The sequence below is a fragment of the Brevundimonas sp. genome, assembly GCF_035561115.1.
Lineage (GTDB): Bacteria > Pseudomonadota > Alphaproteobacteria > Caulobacterales > Caulobacteraceae > Brevundimonas.
In genome coordinates, this window is the sequence record NZ_DATMYH010000087.1 from 41,119 (window position 1) to 58,741 (window position 17,623).

At 69.9% G+C, this 17,623-nt stretch carries 17 protein-coding genes; 4 read left to right on the forward strand and 13 right to left on the reverse strand.

Features of this window, described 5'->3' with window-relative positions:
• Nucleotides 1-99: 99 nt before the first annotated feature.
• From VN378_RS11135 to VN378_RS11155, 5 genes are all read right to left on the reverse strand, one after another.
• Nucleotides 100-1,167, reverse strand: a complete 1,068-nt coding sequence (locus tag VN378_RS11135; RefSeq protein ID WP_325743646.1) for a murein hydrolase activator EnvC family protein — start codon at nucleotides 1,165-1,167, stop codon at nucleotides 100-102.
• Nucleotides 1,167-1,631, reverse strand: coding sequence for a 23S rRNA (pseudouridine(1915)-N(3))-methyltransferase RlmH (gene rlmH / locus VN378_RS11140; RefSeq protein ID WP_325743647.1), 465 nt, complete (start codon nucleotides 1,629-1,631; stop codon nucleotides 1,167-1,169). Before rlmH ends, VN378_RS11135 begins: the two co-directional genes overlap by 1 nt.
• A gap of 18 nt (nucleotides 1,632-1,649) precedes the next feature.
• On the reverse strand, nucleotides 1,650-2,054 hold the full coding sequence (rsfS, locus tag VN378_RS11145; RefSeq protein WP_325743648.1) for a ribosome silencing factor: 405 nt from the start codon (nucleotides 2,052-2,054) through the stop codon (nucleotides 1,650-1,652).
• A gap of 97 nt (nucleotides 2,055-2,151) precedes the next feature.
• Entirely contained in the window at nucleotides 2,152-2,829 is a 678-nt protein-coding gene (locus VN378_RS11150) for a nicotinate-nucleotide adenylyltransferase (protein WP_325743649.1), read from the reverse strand.
• Between the two features lie 66 nt (nucleotides 2,830-2,895).
• Nucleotides 2,896-3,942 carry a saccharopine dehydrogenase family protein gene (locus tag VN378_RS11155; protein ID WP_325743650.1) on the reverse strand — a complete coding sequence of 349 codons (1,047 nt, stop codon included), beginning with the start codon at nucleotides 3,940-3,942 and terminating at the stop codon, nucleotides 2,896-2,898.
• A 103-nt stretch (nucleotides 3,943-4,045) separates the two neighbouring features.
• On the opposite strand from VN378_RS11155, the gene VN378_RS11160 reads away from it, so the two are divergent.
• The gene (locus tag VN378_RS11160; protein WP_325743651.1) at nucleotides 4,046-4,675 is read left to right on the forward strand and encodes a helix-turn-helix domain-containing protein; all 630 of its coding nucleotides are present in this window, start codon (nucleotides 4,046-4,048) and stop codon (nucleotides 4,673-4,675) included.
• 29 nt (nucleotides 4,676-4,704) lie between these two features.
• Here the strand turns inward: VN378_RS11160 and VN378_RS11165 are convergent, their stop codons facing one another.
• The 4 genes from VN378_RS11165 to ald all read right to left on the reverse strand — a co-directional run bounded on the left by VN378_RS11165 (nucleotide 4,705) and on the right by ald (nucleotide 9,949).
• Nucleotides 4,705-5,994: a glutamate-5-semialdehyde dehydrogenase gene (locus tag VN378_RS11165; protein WP_325743652.1), complete on the reverse strand. Its 1,290-nt coding sequence runs from the start codon at nucleotides 5,992-5,994 to the stop codon at nucleotides 4,705-4,707.
• Nucleotides 5,995-6,033: 39 nt separating this feature from the next.
• Nucleotides 6,034-7,182, reverse strand: a complete 1,149-nt coding sequence (gene proB / locus VN378_RS11170) for a glutamate 5-kinase (protein WP_325743653.1) — start codon at nucleotides 7,180-7,182, stop codon at nucleotides 6,034-6,036.
• Nucleotides 7,182-8,240 carry a GTPase ObgE gene (obgE, locus tag VN378_RS11175; protein ID WP_325743654.1) on the reverse strand — a complete coding sequence of 353 codons (1,059 nt, stop codon included), beginning with the start codon at nucleotides 8,238-8,240 and terminating at the stop codon, nucleotides 7,182-7,184. Before obgE ends, proB begins: the two co-directional genes overlap by 1 nt.
• Nucleotides 8,241-8,830: 590 nt before the next feature.
• Nucleotides 8,831-9,949, reverse strand: a complete 1,119-nt coding sequence (ald, locus tag VN378_RS11180) for an alanine dehydrogenase (protein ID WP_325743655.1) — start codon at nucleotides 9,947-9,949, stop codon at nucleotides 8,831-8,833.
• Between the two features lie 143 nt (nucleotides 9,950-10,092).
• Here ald and VN378_RS11185 point away from each other — a divergent pair, with 143 nt between their 5' ends.
• The 3 genes from VN378_RS11185 to VN378_RS11195 are packed head-to-tail and all read left to right on the forward strand — an operon-like array spanning nucleotide 10,093 to nucleotide 12,466.
• Nucleotides 10,093-10,569 (forward strand): Lrp/AsnC family transcriptional regulator, encoded by a 477-nt coding sequence (locus VN378_RS11185; protein WP_325743656.1) that lies wholly within the window; start codon nucleotides 10,093-10,095, stop codon nucleotides 10,567-10,569.
• Between the two features lie 37 nt (nucleotides 10,570-10,606).
• Nucleotides 10,607-11,290 (forward strand): helix-turn-helix domain-containing protein, encoded by a 684-nt coding sequence (locus tag VN378_RS11190; protein WP_325743657.1) that lies wholly within the window; start codon nucleotides 10,607-10,609, stop codon nucleotides 11,288-11,290.
• 9 nt (nucleotides 11,291-11,299) lie between these two features.
• Nucleotides 11,300-12,466, forward strand: coding sequence for a hypothetical protein (locus VN378_RS11195; RefSeq protein WP_325743658.1), 1,167 nt, complete (start codon nucleotides 11,300-11,302; stop codon nucleotides 12,464-12,466).
• Between the two features lie 3 nt (nucleotides 12,467-12,469).
• Here the strand turns inward: VN378_RS11195 and VN378_RS11200 are convergent, their stop codons facing one another.
• From VN378_RS11200 to VN378_RS11215, 4 genes are all read right to left on the reverse strand, one after another.
• Nucleotides 12,470-13,468, reverse strand: a complete 999-nt coding sequence (locus VN378_RS11200) for a type II secretion system F family protein (RefSeq protein WP_325743659.1) — start codon at nucleotides 13,466-13,468, stop codon at nucleotides 12,470-12,472.
• Nucleotides 13,469-13,477: 9 nt separating this feature from the next.
• On the reverse strand, nucleotides 13,478-14,455 hold the full coding sequence (locus VN378_RS11205) for a type II secretion system F family protein (protein ID WP_325743660.1): 978 nt from the start codon (nucleotides 14,453-14,455) through the stop codon (nucleotides 13,478-13,480).
• Between the two features lie 6 nt (nucleotides 14,456-14,461).
• Nucleotides 14,462-15,934: a CpaF family protein gene (locus VN378_RS11210; RefSeq protein ID WP_414642243.1), complete on the reverse strand. Its 1,473-nt coding sequence runs from the start codon at nucleotides 15,932-15,934 to the stop codon at nucleotides 14,462-14,464.
• 144 nt (nucleotides 15,935-16,078) lie between these two features.
• Complete coding sequence (locus tag VN378_RS11215; RefSeq protein ID WP_325743662.1) at nucleotides 16,079-17,623, reverse strand: CpaE family protein; 1,545 nt, start codon at nucleotides 17,621-17,623, stop codon at nucleotides 16,079-16,081.

Sequence of the window (17,623 nt, forward strand, 5' to 3'; positions counted from 1 at the left end):
TTCATCAGCAGATACGGACCGGCGAGCGACCAAATCGTGACCGATCGACGGTTCGCGGATAAAATCAGCGTCATCGCGGCTTGGGAAGCGGTTTCGCCTTCAGCGCAACCACGGCGCCGGATCGATCGGACGTTCGTCGCGGCGAAGCTCGAAGGCGATTTCGCCGTCTGCGCCCGAACGCCCCAGGACCTGGCCGTCGGCGACCCGGTCCCCCGTCTGCACCGCCGCCTCGTCCAGACCCGATACGACGGCGCGCCAGCCGGGTCCGAGGTCGAGGATCACCACCTGCCCCCAGCCGCTCAGCGGGCCGGCGAACGCCACTCGTCCGGCGGCGGGAGCCCGGGCCTCGGCCCGGTCCGCGCGCCAGCGCCAGCCGGTCGCGCCACGGCCGAACCGCTGCGACGGGGCGCCGGCGATCGGCGGGGTCAGGCTGGTCCGCCCGGCGGGCAGACGGGCGGCGGCGGGCTCGGCGTCCGCGTCCGCCGTGGGCACGGTCGCGCCCAGCGACCGCAGTCGGGCCTCCAGCGCCCGGGTCGCCCGTTCCGCTGTCTGGGCCTCGGCGCGAAGCACGGCCTGGAGCGAGGTCTTGCGCGCGGCCAGGGCCTCGATCCGGGCCCGGCGGTCGCCGCGGGCGCTCTCGGTGGTGAACAGCCGCTCGCTGTTCAGGGCGGCGAGGCGACGGACGCGGTTCACCTCGTCCTGACGGTCGGCCAGACCCTGGGCGCGGGCCTGCAACGTCGGGGCCATGGCGCGGATCAGGATGGAGGCGCGCACGGTGTCGATCGCCTTGTCGGCGGGGACCAGAAGCGGCGGCGGCGGCCGGCGGCTCATCATCTGCAACGCCGACAGCAGCCGGCCCTGCCGGCCCCGCGCCTGCGACAACTGCGCCACCAGCGCCGCCTCGCGGGCGCCCAGCTCCCGCAGGCGGGCCCGCTGGGCCAGGATCAGCCGGTCGTCGTCCCCGACCGAGGCGCGCAGCTGGTTCAGCGACCGCTCCAGCCCCGCCAGTTCGGCGGCCGCCTCGGCCGCCTCGGCGCGCAGCCGGCGGGCGCGCGCCTGCTCGTCGCGGAACTCGGCCCGAAGCCGCGCAACGTCATTCGTCGGCGCGCTGGCCGCCACGGGCAGGGCGGTCAGGCTCAGACACAGGATCAGGACCAGCGGACGCATCAGTCGCGATGATAGGGCGATCCGGCCAGAATGGTCACGGCGCGATACAGCTGCTCCGCCAGCATCGCCCGCGCCAGCGCGTGCGGCCAGGTCTGGGGGCCGAAGGCGAGGGTCGATCCGGCGGCGGCGCGCACGCTCTCGTCCAGCCCGTCCGCCCCGCCGATGGCGAAGACCAGCCGGCGCTCGCCGCGGTCGCGCAGCAGGGCGATATGGTCGGCGAAGGCGCGGCTGGAGAAGGTCCTGCCGCGCTCGTCGCAGGCGATCAGATGCGCGCGCTCGGCGGCCTTGAGGATCAGTTCGGCCTCGGGCGCCTTGCCCGGCTTGCGCGGTTCGAGGTCGATCAGTTCCAGGGGGCCGAGACCGAGGGCCCGTCCGGCCAGGCTCGCGCGCTCGGCGTAGTCGGCCGCCAGCACGGCCTCGGGTCCCCGCCCCGGCTTGCCGATGGCGATGACGGCCAGCTTCATGGGTTCAGGATCGGGGGATCAGGCGCGCGCGTCGACGCGGTGGCCGCTCTCGACCGACCAGATCTTCTCGATGTTGTAGAAGGCGCGCACCTCGGGACGGAACAGGTGGACGATGACGTCCCCCGCATCCAGCAGCACCCAGTCGCAGTGCGGCAGGCCCGAAACCTTGACCTTGCCCAGACCCTGTTCCTTCAGCGTGCGCTGCAGGTGGTCGGCCAGGGCGCCGACGTGACGGTGCGACCGCCCCGAGGCGATGATCATGGTGTCGGCCATCGGGCTTTTGCCCTTCAGGTCGATGAGGACGATGTCCTGGGCCTTGTCGTCGTCCAGGCGCGACAGGACAGCCTGTTCCAGCGCGGTTGAGCCGACGGGAAGGGGAGCCTGCGGACCGTCTTCGGAGCGGATGGGTTCGAATTCGTCCATCTCGTGCGCCGTGTTCGAAACGGCGGCGTCTTGCGCATCGTGCGCGGGCGAGGGGGTCAGCGGAGAGCTCCAGGGAGATTACTAAAGCGGAAGCCTATCACAAATGCGCGGCGGCGTCACGCGCGGCCCGAAGCGCGCTCGATGAGCGCGGATTCAGCGGAGCCGTCAGATACGTCCAGGCGGGCGCTTCGAGGTCCGGCAACAGACGCGCGCGGGCGGCCGGGATCCGCGCAGGGGCGAAGCGGGCGGCGGCCGGGGCGGTGCGGCTGTCCAGCTGGCTGCCCGGCCGGGCGATCACCGCCATGGGCATCATCCGCATGATGTCGGTCCAGCCCCGCCATTTGTGGAAACCGGCCAGATTGTCCGACCCCATCAGCCAGACGAAGCGCACGCCCGGATGGCGGGCCGTCAGGGCGCGCAGGGTGTCGACGGTCCATTGCGTCCCGGCGCGGGTCTCGAAGTCCGAGACGATCATAGACCGGCCGTCCGCCGCCAGCTTCGCCGCGGCCCGGGCCGAGGCCATTCGCTCCGCCAGGGGCGCGCTGTCGCGGGCGTCCTTCAGCGGGTTCTGCGGCGACACCAGCCAGACGACCCGGTCCAGCCCCAGCCGCCGCATGGCGGTCTCGGCCACATGGGCGTGGCCGTCGTGGGCGGGATTGAACGAGCCCCCGAACAGGCCGACCGCCATGCCGGGCTGAAGGTCCAGCCCGTCGCGCAGGGCGCCGGGTCGAGGCCCCGGGGCTTTCGGCGCTGGACCGGCGTGGAAGAAGGACAAGGTGCGCTCGCGGGGACTTATGCTCAGCAGGGAGCTAACACGGCGCCCGCGCGGTGTCGCCCGCGATCAGCCGCCCGCGATATCCAGAGCGAGGTGTTCGGGAGAGAGCGCGCGGAGGAAACACGCCGCGTCGAATATCTCGCCCGGCGCGAAGGCTCCACACTTCCTGATCTCGCCCGAGAGAATGCGCTGGACAGCCTCGACGACGAGCGGGGCCGTAACTGCGTAGATGTCGCGGCCTGACGCGGACGCCCGGCGGGTCTCGGCGCCCTTCCGGACAACGGCTTCCACCGCGAAGGTCTGGGCCGAGCGCCCACTGTCGTCCGTCGGCGCGGGCGGCGGCGTCCCGGCGTCGCGAAGGTCCCTCAGCGGCGCGAGGTTCAGCCAGGTGTGGAGTTCGGCCGCCCGCAGATGCCGCGCGATCAGGATCGTCTCGCTGAAGGACAGCTCGACCGCCTCCTGGACCCCGAACGGCGCCGGAAACATCCGGGACATCTCCGGCGCCGGCGTCGGCAAGGGCTCCAGTCGTCCGTTGGAGATGAACAGCCGCGGGGTGGTGTTTCTTTGGCCCGTGATCCGCGTACCGCGGGTCGGCCGCCAGCTGTCCAGCGCGATTCCGATCTCAATCCCGTCCGCCGTGGTCCAGTCGCCCATGGCGGCGGTGGCCAGCAGATCGGCCAGTCCGCCGTAGAAGGCCATGGCGGGAACGAGGATCACGCCCGTGTCCTCGGCCTGGCTGCCGAACCGCTCGAAAAGCGTCCGGGCGCTACCCTGTTCCGCCGAAACGTCCAGATAGGGGATGCGCGCCCGGATCGCCGCGGCCGCCAGCGGCTCGGCGGTGTCGAGGAAGGGCCCGGCGCAGTTGATGACCGCCAGGACTCCGGCGAGCGCCCGGTCGAGCGAGACCGGGTCGGCCACCGTGGCGACCCTTGTCTCCACTGATCGCTGCGCAAATCCGGACCCGGCCAGGCGCGCGGCGTCGCGGCCGATGGCGATCGGTGTAAATCCGCGTCGCAGCAGCTCGGCGACGACGAAGCGTCCAGTGTGTCCCGCCGCCCCGAAAACGGCCACGGCGTCGCCCGGGACAGATGAGGAGGCTTCTTGAACGGGCATGGCGTGTTTCCTGTGCTACAGACCTGTATGTTCTGCACGCTACGAACAGGTCTGTAGCGAGTCAAGCGGCGACATGGTAGGATATCAGTCAGGAGATCTGAGAATGACGCGACACGCCAAGGTCCGCCCCGCCGGCGACCTGACCGACGACCTGACCGACGACCCGACCGTCTCCCCGATCGAGGTGCGCGACCGCATCCTCGCGACCGCTTCGGACCTCTTCTATCGCCGGGGCGTGCGCGCCGTCGGGGTGGACCTGGTCGTCGAGAAGGCCGGGGTCGCCAAGACCAGCCTCTACCGGTATTTCCGGACCAAGGACGATCTGATCGCGGCCTTCCTCCGCCGGGAGGACGAGGATTTCTGGGCCTGCTGGGACCGGGCCGCCCAAGGCCATGAAAGGGACGCCCGGGCTGAACTCGAGGCCCAGCTGGAATGGATCGGCGAGCGTGTCGGCCGGCCCGGCTATCGGGGTTGCCCGCAGATCAATGTGGCCGCCGAGTTTCCCGACGCCGATCACCCGGCGCGCGCTGTGGCCATCGCCCACAAGAAGGAGCTTCGCCGCCGGCTCAAGGGCATCGCCGACCGCCTGCATGCGGAACACCCGGACGACCTGGCCCTGAAGCTGTCCCTGCTGATCAATGGTGCGTTCGTGAGCGGCGAGATCTTCTCGGACGGCGAAGCGACGCCGGCGCTTCTGACGATGTCCCGGGCGCTGGTCGCCGCGGACGCCTGATCCCGTCCAGGCGCGCGCAGCCCCGAGGGTCAGGGCCGGATCTGGCCCTCGCCGCGGATGACGTATTTGAAACTGGTCAGCTGTTCGGCGCCGACGGGGCCTCGCGCATGCAGCCGGTCGGTCGAGATGCCGATCTCGCCGCCGAAGCCGAACTCGCCGCCGTCGGCGAACTGGGTCGAGGCGTTGGCCAGGACGATGCCGGCGTCGACCTCGGCGAGGAAGCGCTCAATGACCGCGGGATCCGAGGCCACGATCGCCTCGGTGTGGCCCGAGCCGTGGCGGGCGATGTGATCGAGGGCCGCGTCGATCCCGTCGACGACCCGCACGGCGAGGATCGGTTCAAGGTATTCGGTCGACCAGTCGGTCTCGCTCGCCGGCGTCGCCGTCGGAACGAGGGCGCGGGCGCCGGCGTCGGCGCGCAGCTCGCAGCCGGCCTCGGTCAGGTCGGCGGCGATCAGCGGCAGCAGGGCTTCCGCCGCCGTCCGGTCGATCAGCAGGGTCTCGGCCGCGCCGCAGACCGAGACGCGCCGCATCTTGGCGTTCAGCGTCACCGCCCGGGCCATGGCCGGATCGGCGCTGGCGTGGACATAGAGGTGGTTGACCCCTTCCAGATGTCCCAGCACCGCGACGCGCGCGTCCCGTCTGACCCGCTCGACCAGCGAGCGCCCGCCGCGCGGGATCAGCAGGTCGATGTTTCCCTCCAGGCCGACCAGCATGAAGCCGACGGCGGCGCGGTCGCGGCTGGCGACCATCTGCACCGTGTCGGGGGACAGGCCGGCGGCCTCGAGCCCCTCGACGAGGGCGGCGTGGATGGCGAGGTTCGAGCGCAGGCATTCCGATCCGCCGCGCAGGATCACGGCGTTCCCGGCCCGCACGGACAGGGCGGCGGCGTCGGCGGTGACGTTGGGCCGGCTCTCGTAGACGATGGCCAGCACGCCGATGGGGGTGCGCACCCGGGCGATGTCCAGACCATTGGCCGGGGTCCAGCGCGCCGTCTCGACGCCCACCGGATCGGCGATGGCGGCGATGGCGTCCAGGGCCGAGACGACGCCCTCCAGCCGGGCGGGATCGAGGGCGAGGCGGTCGATCATGGCGGCGGCCATGCCGCCGGACCGGGCGGCCTCGAGATCGGCGGCGTTGGCGGCGAGCACCCGGTCGGACCGGGCCCGCAGGGCCCTGGCCATGCCGGCGATGGCGCGGGTGCGGGCCTCCGGCCCTGCGAGCGCCAGGGCGCGGGCGGCGGCGCGGGCGCGCCGGCCCATGGCCAGCATGTCAGCCTCAAGATCGGCGGGGGTCGTGGATGATGCCTCGGAGCTCATCCGCTCAGGGTCGCATCGTCGCGGCCGGTTTCAAAGGCGTCAGGTCCGCCGAAGGGCCAGATCGTCGGCATGGATCACCACCGGACCGCCCTCATAGCCCAGGGCGGCGGCCAGGTCGGCGGAGCGGACCCCGACGATCCGCGACAGGTCGCCGGCGTCATAGCGGACCAGTCCGCGGGCGATCCCGGCGCCGGCGCCGTCGACGATATCGACCGGGTCGCCCTTGCCGAAGGCGCCGTTGGCCGAGACCAGCCCCACGGCCAGCAACGACTTGCCTTCCAGCAGCGCGCGGGCGCAGCCCGGGTCGACCACCAGTTCGCCGCGCGGGGCCAGGGAACCGCCGATCCATTGCTTGTAGGCGGCCTTCACTGTCGTGGCGGCCCGGATCAGGGTGCTGCGCGTCTCCCCGTGGAAGGTTGCGCCCGCCTCCATGGACCGGCCGGCGGCGATCAGGGTGGCGCAGCCGGCGTCGGCGGCGATCCGCGCGGCCATCAGCTTGGTGGCCATGCCGCCGGCGCCCATGCCCGCGCCGGCGTTCGGGCCGGTCGCCATCGCCTCGATCGCGGGGGTCAGGGTCTCGACGACCGGAATATGGACGGCGTCAGGGTGCGTCCGCGGATCGGCGGTGTAGAGGCCGTCGACGTCGGACAGCAGGATCAGCAGATCCGCGCCGATCATCTGGGCCACGCGGGCCGCCAGCCGGTCGTTGTCGCCGTAGCGGATCTCGTCGGTGGCCACGGTGTCGTTCTCGTTGACCACCGGGATCACGCCCATGTCGAGCAGGGCCCCGACGGTGGCGCGGGCGTTGAGCCAGCGACGCCGCGTCTCGGTGTCGTCGCGGGTCAGCAGGATCTGGGCCGTGACCACGCCGTGCGGCTCGAAGGCCGAGGCCCAGGCCGCCATCAGCAGGGACTGGCCCACCGCGGCCGAGGCCTGTTTGCCGTCGAGGCTCCCGGCCCGCGCCTTCGGCCCCAGCCTTCGGGCGCCGAGGGCGACGGCGCCCGAGGAGACGACCAGCACCTGCTTGCCGTCCGCCATCCAACCGGCGACGCGCATGGCCAGTCCCTCCAGCCGGGCGCGGTCGACGGCGTTGGTCCGGCGGTCGACCAGCAGGGACGAGCCGATCTTGAGCACGATGCGCCGGGCGTCGGCGATCGCCCGGTCGGATCGGGACGCCTCCCCGGCCATCAGGGCACCCAGCCACCGGGGGTTTCCATGACGGTCTCGTCCTCCTCGGCCGGGGCGATCTCGCCGCGGCCCTTGCGGACCTCGATCCAGGCGGCGCGAAGCAGGTCGGTGACGCCCTCGCCCGAGACGCCGGAGACCAGCATCGGACGGCGGCCGGCGACGGCCTCCAGCTCGGCCGCCTTCTCCTCGCGCGCCTCGGGAGTCAGGGCGTCGATCTTGTTCAGCGCCAGCACCTCGGGCTTGTCGGCGAGACCGGCGCCATAGGCCTCCAGTTCGTGGCGGATGATGCGGTAGGCCTTGCCGACGTCGTCCTGGGTGCCGTCGATCAGATGGATCAGACATCCCGAACGCTCGACGTGGCCCAGGAAGCGCGTGCCGATGCCGGCCCCCTCGTGGGCGCCCTCGATCAGGCCGGGAATGTCGGCGATGACAAACCGCTCCGTGGGCGACAGGTCGACCACCCCGAGGTTGGGCACCAGGGTGGTGAACGGATAGTCGGCGATCTTGGGCCGGGCGGCGCTGGCCGCGGCCAGGAAGGTCGACTTGCCGGCGTTGGGCAGGCCGGCCAGACCGACGTCGGCGATCAGTTTCAGCCGCAGCCAGATCCAGCGCTCCTGACCCTCCTGGCCGGGGTTGGCGTAGGCGGGCGCCTGGTTGGACGGCCCCTTGAAATGGACATTGCCCCAGCCGCCGTTGCCGCCCTTGAGCAGCAGTTCGGTCTTGCCGACGTGGTCCATGTCCAGCAGCACCGTCTCCTTGTCGTCGTCCAGCACCTGGGTGCCGACCGGGACCTTCAGGATCACGTCCTCGCCCTTGGCTCCGTGCATCTGCCGGCCCATGCCGTGGACGCCGGTCTGGGCCTTGAAATGCTGCTGGTAGCGGTAGTCGATCAGGGTGTTCAGCCCGTCGACGGCCGTGATCCAGACGTTGCCGCCATTGCCGCCGTCGCCGCCGTCGGGTCCGCCGTTGGGAATGAATTTTTCGCGCCGGAACGAGACGGCGCCCGCCCCGCCGTTGCCGGAGCGGATATAGATCTTGGCCTGGTCGAGAAACTTCATCGCCGGCTTATGCCGCAAGAGAGCGGCGATTTACAGGCGGGGCGGGGGTCGATCGCGCGGCGGCAGCCCCCTCATCCGGGCATCCCCGCGAAGGCGGGGACCCAGGCTTTGGCCCCAGCGCCGGTGTTGGACCAGGCGCCGGTCCGGTCAGCCAATCGCGTTGCAGCTCAAACCTGGGTCCCCGCCTTCGCGGAGATGCACGTTTTTTGTGCTGGCAATCCGCCGCCAGCCAGACGACGTCGCGCGCCTAACCCGCTGACTTCATTCGCTCCTTCTCGAGAAGCAGCGTCATTTCGTAGCCGCAGGAACAGCCCGTGAGACAATCCGGGTCTGGCCTTCGTCTCCGATCTTTGACAATCGAATCTTCCAGCGAACCGGCCGGTCAGGCGGACGCCGCGGACGCTTCGCACTGTTCGCCGCAAGTGGACTCAGTGGACTCTTCGGACTCTTCGGACTGTGTTTTTTCGCTCCGCACGCAGTGCACTCAGTGCACGCTTCGCACCGTGTTTTTCCGCCCACCCGCCGTCCGCCCCCCACGAAAAAGGCCCCGGCGTCTCCACCGGGGCCTCGCATTCTCCGTCCGTCAGAAATCAGCCCTTGGCCCAGACCCCGAACGGATCGCTCCACGGCATGTCCAGCGCCTCGGCCACCGCCGGATAGGTGATCTCGCCCTTCAGCACGTTCAGGCCGCGCGCCAGATGCGGATTGGCCTTCAGCGCCTCCAGTCCCTTGTCCGCCAGCGCCAGGCCGAAGGGCAGGGTGGCGTTGTTCAGGGCTTCCGACGAGGTGCGCGGGGCCGCGCCCGGCATGTTGGCGACGCAATAGTGGACCACGCCGTCGATGACATAGGTCGGGTCTTCGTGGGTGGTGGCTCGGCTGGTCTCGAAACAGCCGCCCTGGTCGATGGCGACGTCGACCAGCACCGAGCCGGGCTTCATCTGCTTCAGGTGTTCGCGCTTGATCAGCTTGGGCGCCTCGGCCCCCGGGACCAGGACGGCGCCGATGATGACGTCGGCCTTGACCATCTCCTCCTCGATCGCCCCGATCGAGGAATAGCGGGTGATGACCCGGCCCTGGGTCACTTCGTCGATATAGGCCATGCGCGGGATCGAGCGCTCCAGCACCACCACCTCGGCGCCCAGGCCCATGGCCATGCGGGCCGCGTTCAGGCCGACGACGCCGCCGCCCAGCACCAGCACGCGGGCCGGGGCCACGCCCGGGACGCCGCAGAACAGCAGGCCCATGCCGCCGTTGTGCTTCAGCAGGGTCTCGGCGGCCGAGAAGACGGCGATGCGGCCGGCCACTTCCGACATCGGCGCCAGCAGCGGCAGGCCCCCCTGGGCGTTGGTCACGGTCTCATAGGCGACGGCGGCGCATTTCGACGCCAGCAGACCCTTCGTCTGCTCGGGGTCGGGCGCCAGGTGCAGATAGGTGAACAGGATCTGGTCCTCGCGGAGCATTTCCCACTCGACCTTCTGCGGCTCCTTGACCTTCACGATCATGTCGTTGTCGGCGAAGACCGTCTTCGCGTCGGCGACGATCTTCGCGCCGGCCTTCCTGAAGTCGGCGTCGGTGAAGCCCGCGCCCAGACCGGCGCCGGTCTCGATCGAGACCGTGTGGCCGTGGGCGACGTATTCGCGCACCGCCGTCGGCGTCAGGCCGACGCGGTGTTCGTTCTTCTTGATTTCCTTCGGGACGCCGACGCGCATGACCGTTTCCTCTGCGAGATGGACGGACGGTTCTGCGGCCGCTCCGTTTCGGGCCGCAATCTAGCGGCGGTTTCGCCGCAGGTTCCTGTTCTTTTCAGCGAGTAAACCGCATAAAGTCGCAGAATCTGCGAACGAGGCCCATCTTGAAGACCGTTTCCGCCGTCGCCCTCGACGACACCGACCGCCGGATGATCCGCGCCCTGCAGGGCGACGGCCGCATGACCAACGCCGACCTCGCCCGCACCGTCAACCTGTCCGAGAGCGCCTGCCTGCGTCGCCTGCGCGCCCTGGAGGCCGCCGAGGTGATCAGCCGCTACGCCGCCATCATCAACGAACGGGCCGTCGGTCTGCCGATCAGCGTCTTCGTCACCGTCACCCTGTCCTCCCAGGCCGAGGCCTCGCTGACGGCCTTCGAGACCGCCATCTCGACCGTGCCCGAGGTGGTCGAATGCTATCTGATGACCGGCGGCTCGGACTATCTGCTGCGGTTGGTGGTCCGTGACGTCGATGATCTGGAACGGGTCCACTCGCGCGAACTGACGCGGATTCCCGGCGTCACGCGGGTCTCGTCCAGCGTGGCCATGCGGACGGTGGTGAAACGGGGGGCGCTGCCGGTCTGACGCTGGACCCCGCCCGTTTCCGGCCTAGACTGGCGGGGTGCATTCCTCCGTTTTCCAGACCCTGATCGCCGGCGGCCGCATGGCCCGCCACCGCCACGCCTGCGGTTATGCGGCGCTGGTGCTCAAGGGCGGCTATGTCGAGGCCGGCGACCGGGGGCGGTTCCACGCCGAACCGGGCCATGTGCTGATCCACGGGCCATGGGAATCCCACATGGACGCCGTCGCGCGCACGGGGGCGGTGGTCCTGAACCTGCCTCTGGCGGGCGTCGCCTTCGGCGCCGGCCTGGTTGACGATCCGGACGCCGTGGCGCGGGCGGCCGAGCAGGATCCGGCCGGGGCGGCCGCGTTGCTGCGCCGGACAGCGCGGCCGCTCGACGCCGCTCCCGATGATTGGCCGGACGCCTTGGCCCGGGCCCTGCGGCATGATCCGGACACGGTTCTGGAGATCTGGGCCGGCGCGGCGGGACTGGCGCCGGCGACGGTCAGCCGGGGCTTCCGCCAGGCCTTCGGGACCAGCCCTCGCCGGTATCGCGCTGACCAGCGAGCGCTGAGGGCGGCGCGCGCCATTGTGGGGTCCGGCGACGCTCCGGCGGCTCTCGCGGCTGAGCTGGGGTTCGTCGACCAGGCCCATATGACCCGGGCCGTGGCGGCCCTGACGGGGCTCACCCCCGGCCGCCTCAGGGTCAAGTCGGTACAATCCGGAGCCGCTGTCGCCCGCTAGTCAGGGCGGATGAACCGTCGCTCGCTTCTGCTCTCCGCCCTTGCCGCCCCGGTCGCCGCCGGCCTGGCCCTTCCCGTCCTGGCGCAGGATCGGCCGCCGCCGCGCACCGTCTGGCGGGTTCAGGGATCGGAAGGCCAGGACGCCATCGCCTTCTTGGGGCCGCTGTCGGGCCGCGAGCTCTACACCCGCTACTACGCCGCCGACGTCGCCCTGTTCGCGCCGAAGCTGACCGAAGCGGTCCGCGAGGCCGTCCCGGCCCTGTGGGCCTCGGCCGAGGAAGGTGGCGTCGGCCTGCTGTCGCCCAATCTGGCGCTGATCTTCTCCCATGCCGCCAGCGACGCCACGATCGACGACCTGCTGACGGCGCTCGGGGATCCGGAGGCGCGCATCGGTCCCGCCTTCCGGTCCGGGGCGTACTGGAACGAGAACGACTGGGGCTGGTTCGTTCGCGAGGCCCCGCGGCTCCGGATCGTGTTCGAAGGATTGAAGGCGGCCGGCTTCCCCGCCTTCCTGCAGGAGCGGGGCGCCGCCGCCCTGGCGGAGGGATTGCAGCGTCAGCGGGGCGGACTGCCGGCCTATGACATCATCCGCATCGAGGAGAAGCTGACCGGCCGGACCTTCGAGCCGGAGATCGACATCACCCTGCTGCAGTTCGTCAAACCGCACGGCATCAAGGTCCGGGGCCAGCGCTTCCTTCAGGCGGCCGACTATGACGTGGCGACCACCGTGCGCATCGCGGCGCACGAACTGCTGCATCCGCCCGTACCCATGGACGGTCCGGCCGCCCTGGCGGCGCTGGCGGTGCTGGGACAGGACCCCTTGATTCCGCGTATCGTGGCCGAGCATGACCCGCGCTGGGGCTACACCACCCTGCCCGGCATCCTGAACGAGGACCTCTGTCAGGCGCTGGACCAGATGGTCAGCGAAGCCATGGGCGTGGCGCGCAACCCGGCCGACCGCTGGCGCCTGTCGGACGACGGCATCCATGTTCTGGCGGCAGGACTGTATGGCCTGCTGCGCCAGGACCGGTGGGGGCGCGAGGGCGGTTCGATCGAGACCTGGCTGGCGGATGCGGTCCGGCGCGGCCGGCTGGCTCCGGCCAATCTCCACGCGGTCGCAGCGGATGTGCTGGAACGGTCCGTCGACCGGCTCTGGCCCCTGACGCCGGAGAGCTAGGCGTCAGCCGCCCGCGGCGCCGGCGGCCATCGTGTCCTGGATGCTGATGATCGCCGGCGTCAGGATGACGATGAACAGCACGGGCAGGAAGAACAGGATCATCGGCACGGTCAGCTTGGCCGGCAGGGCGGCGGCCTTCTTCTCGGCGGCCGACAGGCGCATCTCGCGGTTTTCCTTGGCCATGGTGCGCAGGGCCGAGCCCAGCGGGGTTCCGTAGGTCTCGGCCTGGGTCATGGCTGTGGCGACCGATTTGACGCCGGGGTGGTTGGTCCGTTTGGCCAGGCCCTCATAGGCCATGCGCCGGTCAGGCAGATAGCTGAGCTCGGCCGACAGCAGGGTCATTTCCTCGGCCAGGTCGATGGACGAGCCGCCGATCTCCTGGCTGACCTTCTGGATCGCCGCCTCGATCGACATGCCGGCCTCGACGCAGATCAGCAGCAGGTCCAGCGCATCGGGAAAGGCCTGCATGATCGAGGTGCGGCGCTTGGAGATGCGGTTGGCGAGGAAGATGTTGGGCGCATAGAAGCCGATCACGGCCGCGACCATGGTGATGGTCAATCGAACCATGAAGGACAGGCCGAAATCGTTGAAGACGAACAGATAGAAGGCCGCGATCGCCAGGAAGACGAAGGGCATGGAGAAGCGGAAGAAGTAGAAGGTGGTCAGGGGCTTGGGTCCGCGATAGCCGGCCTGGGCCATCTTGTCGGCGACCTTCGGGTCCTCCAGCAGCTTGGTCAGATTCAGCCGTTCGACGACCCGCTTCTTGAAGCCCTCGTCGGTATGTCGCAGACCTTGCTGGCTGGTGTTCTGTGATGCGATCGCCTGACGCGACCGGCGCTTCAGTTCCTCGCGGCGGACCGCGACCGCCTTCATCCGGCCTTCCAGTTTCGCCCCGCCGCCGAACGAGCCGAGCAGGGTCACGGTGGTGGCGAAGACCAGGAAGCCGACCAGCATGCTGAGAAGGTTCAGAGGGTCGGTGAAGAAGGGAATGAGGCCGGGCATGTCTGGTCCTCAGAACTTGAACGAGATCATTTTCTTCATCACGAACACCCCGAAGCTCATCATGACGACCGCGACCAGCAGCATGAACTGGCCGCGCGGGTCGGTGAAAAGCTTGGCCATGTAGGCGGGCGTGGTGACGCTGACGAGGATCATCACCGCGGGTGGCAGTGAGCCGATGATGCCCGCCGAGGCGGTGGCTTCGGACGACAGGGCCTTGATCTTCTCGCCCATCATCTTGCGGGCCCGCAGCACGACCGTGAGGTTGTTCAGGGCCTCGGCCAGATTGCCGCCGGTCTTCTGCTGGATGGCGATGACGATGGAGAAGAATTTCAGCTCCGGCGTCGGCATGCGCTCGTACATCTTGTCCAGCGCCTGGGCCAGGGTCAGGCCGACGCCGAGACCTTCGACCAGTTTCTGGAATTCGGCCCCCAGGGGCTGCGGGCTTTCGCGGGCGATGATCTTGAAGCAGTCATGGACGGGCAGACCCGACTTGATGCCGCGTACGATGACGTCGACGGCATCGGGGAAATGGCTGGAGAATTTCTTGCGCCGACGCTTGCCCAGGGTGCCGACGAACCAGCGCGGCAGGCCGAGGCCGGCGACGAAGGCGATCCCGAGAGCGATCAGTATGTTCAGACCGAACAGCAGCGGCAGCAGGAAGGCGAACACGCCGAGTACGCCGCTGATGATCCAGAAGGTCGACACCTTGGTGCTCAGACCGGCCTGTTTCAGCTTGGCCGCCAGGCTGATGCGCGCCTTGCGTTCGGCGCGCTCGGATTCCTGAAGCTGCTGCATGATCTGCTTGCGGCGCGCTTCCGGAGTGTTGGCGGCCGCGGCCTTCTTCGAGGCCGCGTTGTTCTGTTTGGGGCCGCCGAACCCTTCCGCGCGCTTGAGCGCGACGTCGCTGGAATCGCCGCCGCCGACAAAGGCCCAGCCCAGGCCGCCGATGGTGATGAAGGCCAGAACGGCGGCGAGGATCGGCAACATCGCCCGTTACTCCGCAGCGTCGAGGGCTTCCGCCAGCTCGCGCTCCAGTCCGTAGTAGCGGGCGCGGTCCCAGAAACGGGGACGGGCGATGCCGGTCGAGCGGTGGCGGCCGATGATCTTGCCGTTCTCGTCCTCGCCGGTGATCTCGTAGACGAACAGGTCCTGGGTGACGATCACATCGCCTTCCAGTCCGACCACCTCGGTGATGTGGGTGATGCGGCGCGAACCGTCGCGCAGGCGGGCGGCCTGGACGATGACGTCGACCGAGCCGACGATCATCTCGCGGATGGTCTTGGACGGCAGGCCGTAGCCGCCCATGGTGATCATCGACTCCATCCGGCTGATGGCCTCGCGCGGGCTGTTGGCGTGCAGCGTGCCCATGGAGCCGTCGTGGCCGGTGTTCATGGCCTGCAGCAGGTCGAAGGCCTCGGGGCCGCGGACCTCGCCGACGATGATCCGCTCGGGACGCATGCGCAGGCAGTTCTTCACCAGGTCCCGCATGGTGATCATGCCCTGACCCTCAAGGTTGGGCGGACGGGTCTCGAGACGGACCACGTGCGGCTGCTGCAGCTGCAGTTCGGCGGCGTCCTCGCAGGTGATGACCCGCTCGGTCGGGTCGATGAAGGCCGTCAGGGTGTTCAGCAGGGTGGTCTTGCCCGAGCCGGTGCCGCCCGAGATGACCAGGTTGCATCGCGACGCGCCGATGACGCCCAGGACGCGGGCGCCCTCGGGACTGATGGAGGCGTACTCCACCAGGTTCTTCATCGTCAGCTTGTCTTTCTTGAACTTCCGGATCGTCAGCGTCGGGCCGTCGATGGCCAGCGGCGGGGCGATGACGTTGACGCGGCTGCCGTCGGGCAGGCGGGCGTCGCAGATGGGGCTGCTCTCGTCCACGCGGCGGCCGACCTGCGACACGATCCGCTGGCAGATGTTCATCAGCTGGGCGTTGTCGCGGAAGCGGACGTTGGTCAGCTGGACCTTGCCGCCGACCTCGATGAAGACCCGGCCGGCGCCGTTGACCATGATGTCGGCGATGTCGTCGCGGGCCAGCAGCGGCTCCAGCGGGCCATAGCCGAGGACGTCGTTGACGATGTCCTGGACCAGATGCTCCTGCTCGGCCACCGACATGGAAACGTTCTTGATCGCCACCAGCTCGGCGACGATGTCGCGGATCTCTTCCGACGCGGCCTTGGTGTCGAGCTGGGCCAGCTGGGCCAGATCGATCGTGTTCATCAGGGCGTTGAAGATCGTCGTCTTGGTGGCGTGATAGTAGTCCGACTGCTCGCGGACGATCTCGGCGACGGCCTGGGCCTTCTTCAGCTGTTCGAAGCCGGGCGTGGCCTTCGGACCTGGCCCCTTCTGGGGCGCTTCGCTCTCGCCGGACGGCCTCGGACGCATGGCCAGGGCGTCCAGCCGGTCGGCGGCCGGTGAGGCGGGCCTGGCGGCGTAGGACTCGGCCTTGCGCGCCGCGGTCTGGATCTGTTCGGCGGTCTGGTCGCCGCCGAAGGCGAAGGCTTCGGTCTGGATGCCCGGAGCGGGCTGCGGAGGCTGGGCCGGGGGCGCGGCCGGGCGCGGCGCGGTGGCCACATTGCCGGGTTGACCTGTGCGCTTTCCGAACACCCGTCAGGACTTTTTCTTGAACAGGCCGCTGAACATGGACTTGCCTTCGGCCTTGGCCTTGGGTCCCGTCAGCATGGGCAGCTCGCGGCGCGACACGATCTGGGCCAGGGTCTGGAAAGCCTCGGCGGCCTTGGACTTGGCGCCCGCGTCCAGGATCATCTGGCCGTTGTTGGCGGCGGCGCCGAACGTCTTGGGATCGAACGGAATGATCAGGCTCGGGTGAACGCCGAGGGCGGCGCCGAAGTCCTTGGCCGGGATTTCCGGGCGGCCCGGCACGCCGACCTGGTTCAGCACCAGCCGCGGCGGGGCGTCGTTGGGACGGCCCTGTTTGATCAGGTCGATCATGTTCTTGGCGTTGCGCAGCGAGGCCAGATCCGGGGTCGCGACGATGACGACCTCGTCCGCCGCGATCAGGGTGCGCCGCATCCAGCCCGACCACAGGTGGGGCAGGTCCAGCACCACGAAGGGCGCGGTCGAGCGGATCTGCGTGGTGACCTCCTCGAACGCCTCGGGCGAGATGTCCCAGTCGACATCCAGCGTGGCCGGGGCCGCGAACAGGCTCAGCTTGTCGGTGCAGCGGACCATCATCCGGTCCAGCAGCAGGGGGTCGAGGCGGTCCGGCTGGCTCAGCGCGTCGGCGACGCCGCTCAGCGGGTCCTGGTTGAAGTCGAGACCGGCGGTGCCGAAGGGCAGGTCATAGTCGACGATGACGGTGTTGGCGCCGATCCGTTCCGACATCGCATAGGCGGTGTTGTGGGCGACCGAGCTGGAGCCCGTTCCGCCGCGCGCGCCGACGAAGGCGATCGAGCGGCCGACGAAGGGCTGGGCCGGGTCGGCGAACAGACCGCCGATCGCGGCGATCAGTTGCAGCGGCTGCAACGGCGCGACCAGATATTCGCTGACGCCGCGGCGCATCAGTTCCCGGAACAGCAGGATGTCGTTGGTGGCGCCGACGACGACGACCTTGGTGCCGGCGTCACAGACCTCGGCCAGCTGGTCGACCTCCCACAGCAGGGTCTGCGGGTCCTTCATGCATTCGACCACGATCAGCGGCGGGGTCGGTTCGTGCTGATAGGCCTCGACGGCGGCGGCGACGCCGCCGATGCGGATCTGGGTGGTGGCGCGCGACAGACGCCGGTCCTGACCGGCGCGCTCGGCGGCGGCGAGAGTGTCCTGCCGCTCGGCGAAGACGTGGATGGCGATGCGCGGCACCGAGATTTCGGCGGTATGGGCCCCGCTGAGCGTGGGGGCGGAAAAGGCGGAGGCGGCGCCGGCGACCAGGTCGCCGACGGGATTGAAACCTGCCACGGCGGGAACCGCGGCTTCGGTCTCGCGCAGGGCCGGGCCCGGCTGGGGCGGCGGCGCGGCGACGGCCGGGGGGGTGAACTGCAGGGGCGGACGCTGATCAACCGGCGGTTCGCCCGGGAACGCCACGGGTTCGTCGACGCCAGGCGTGGCGGCGGCGGCCTCCGGCGTGACATAGCCCATGTCGAGATCGAACTCGTCGTCGAACTCGTCAAAGGGCTGGGGGGCGAAAGCGTTGCTCAT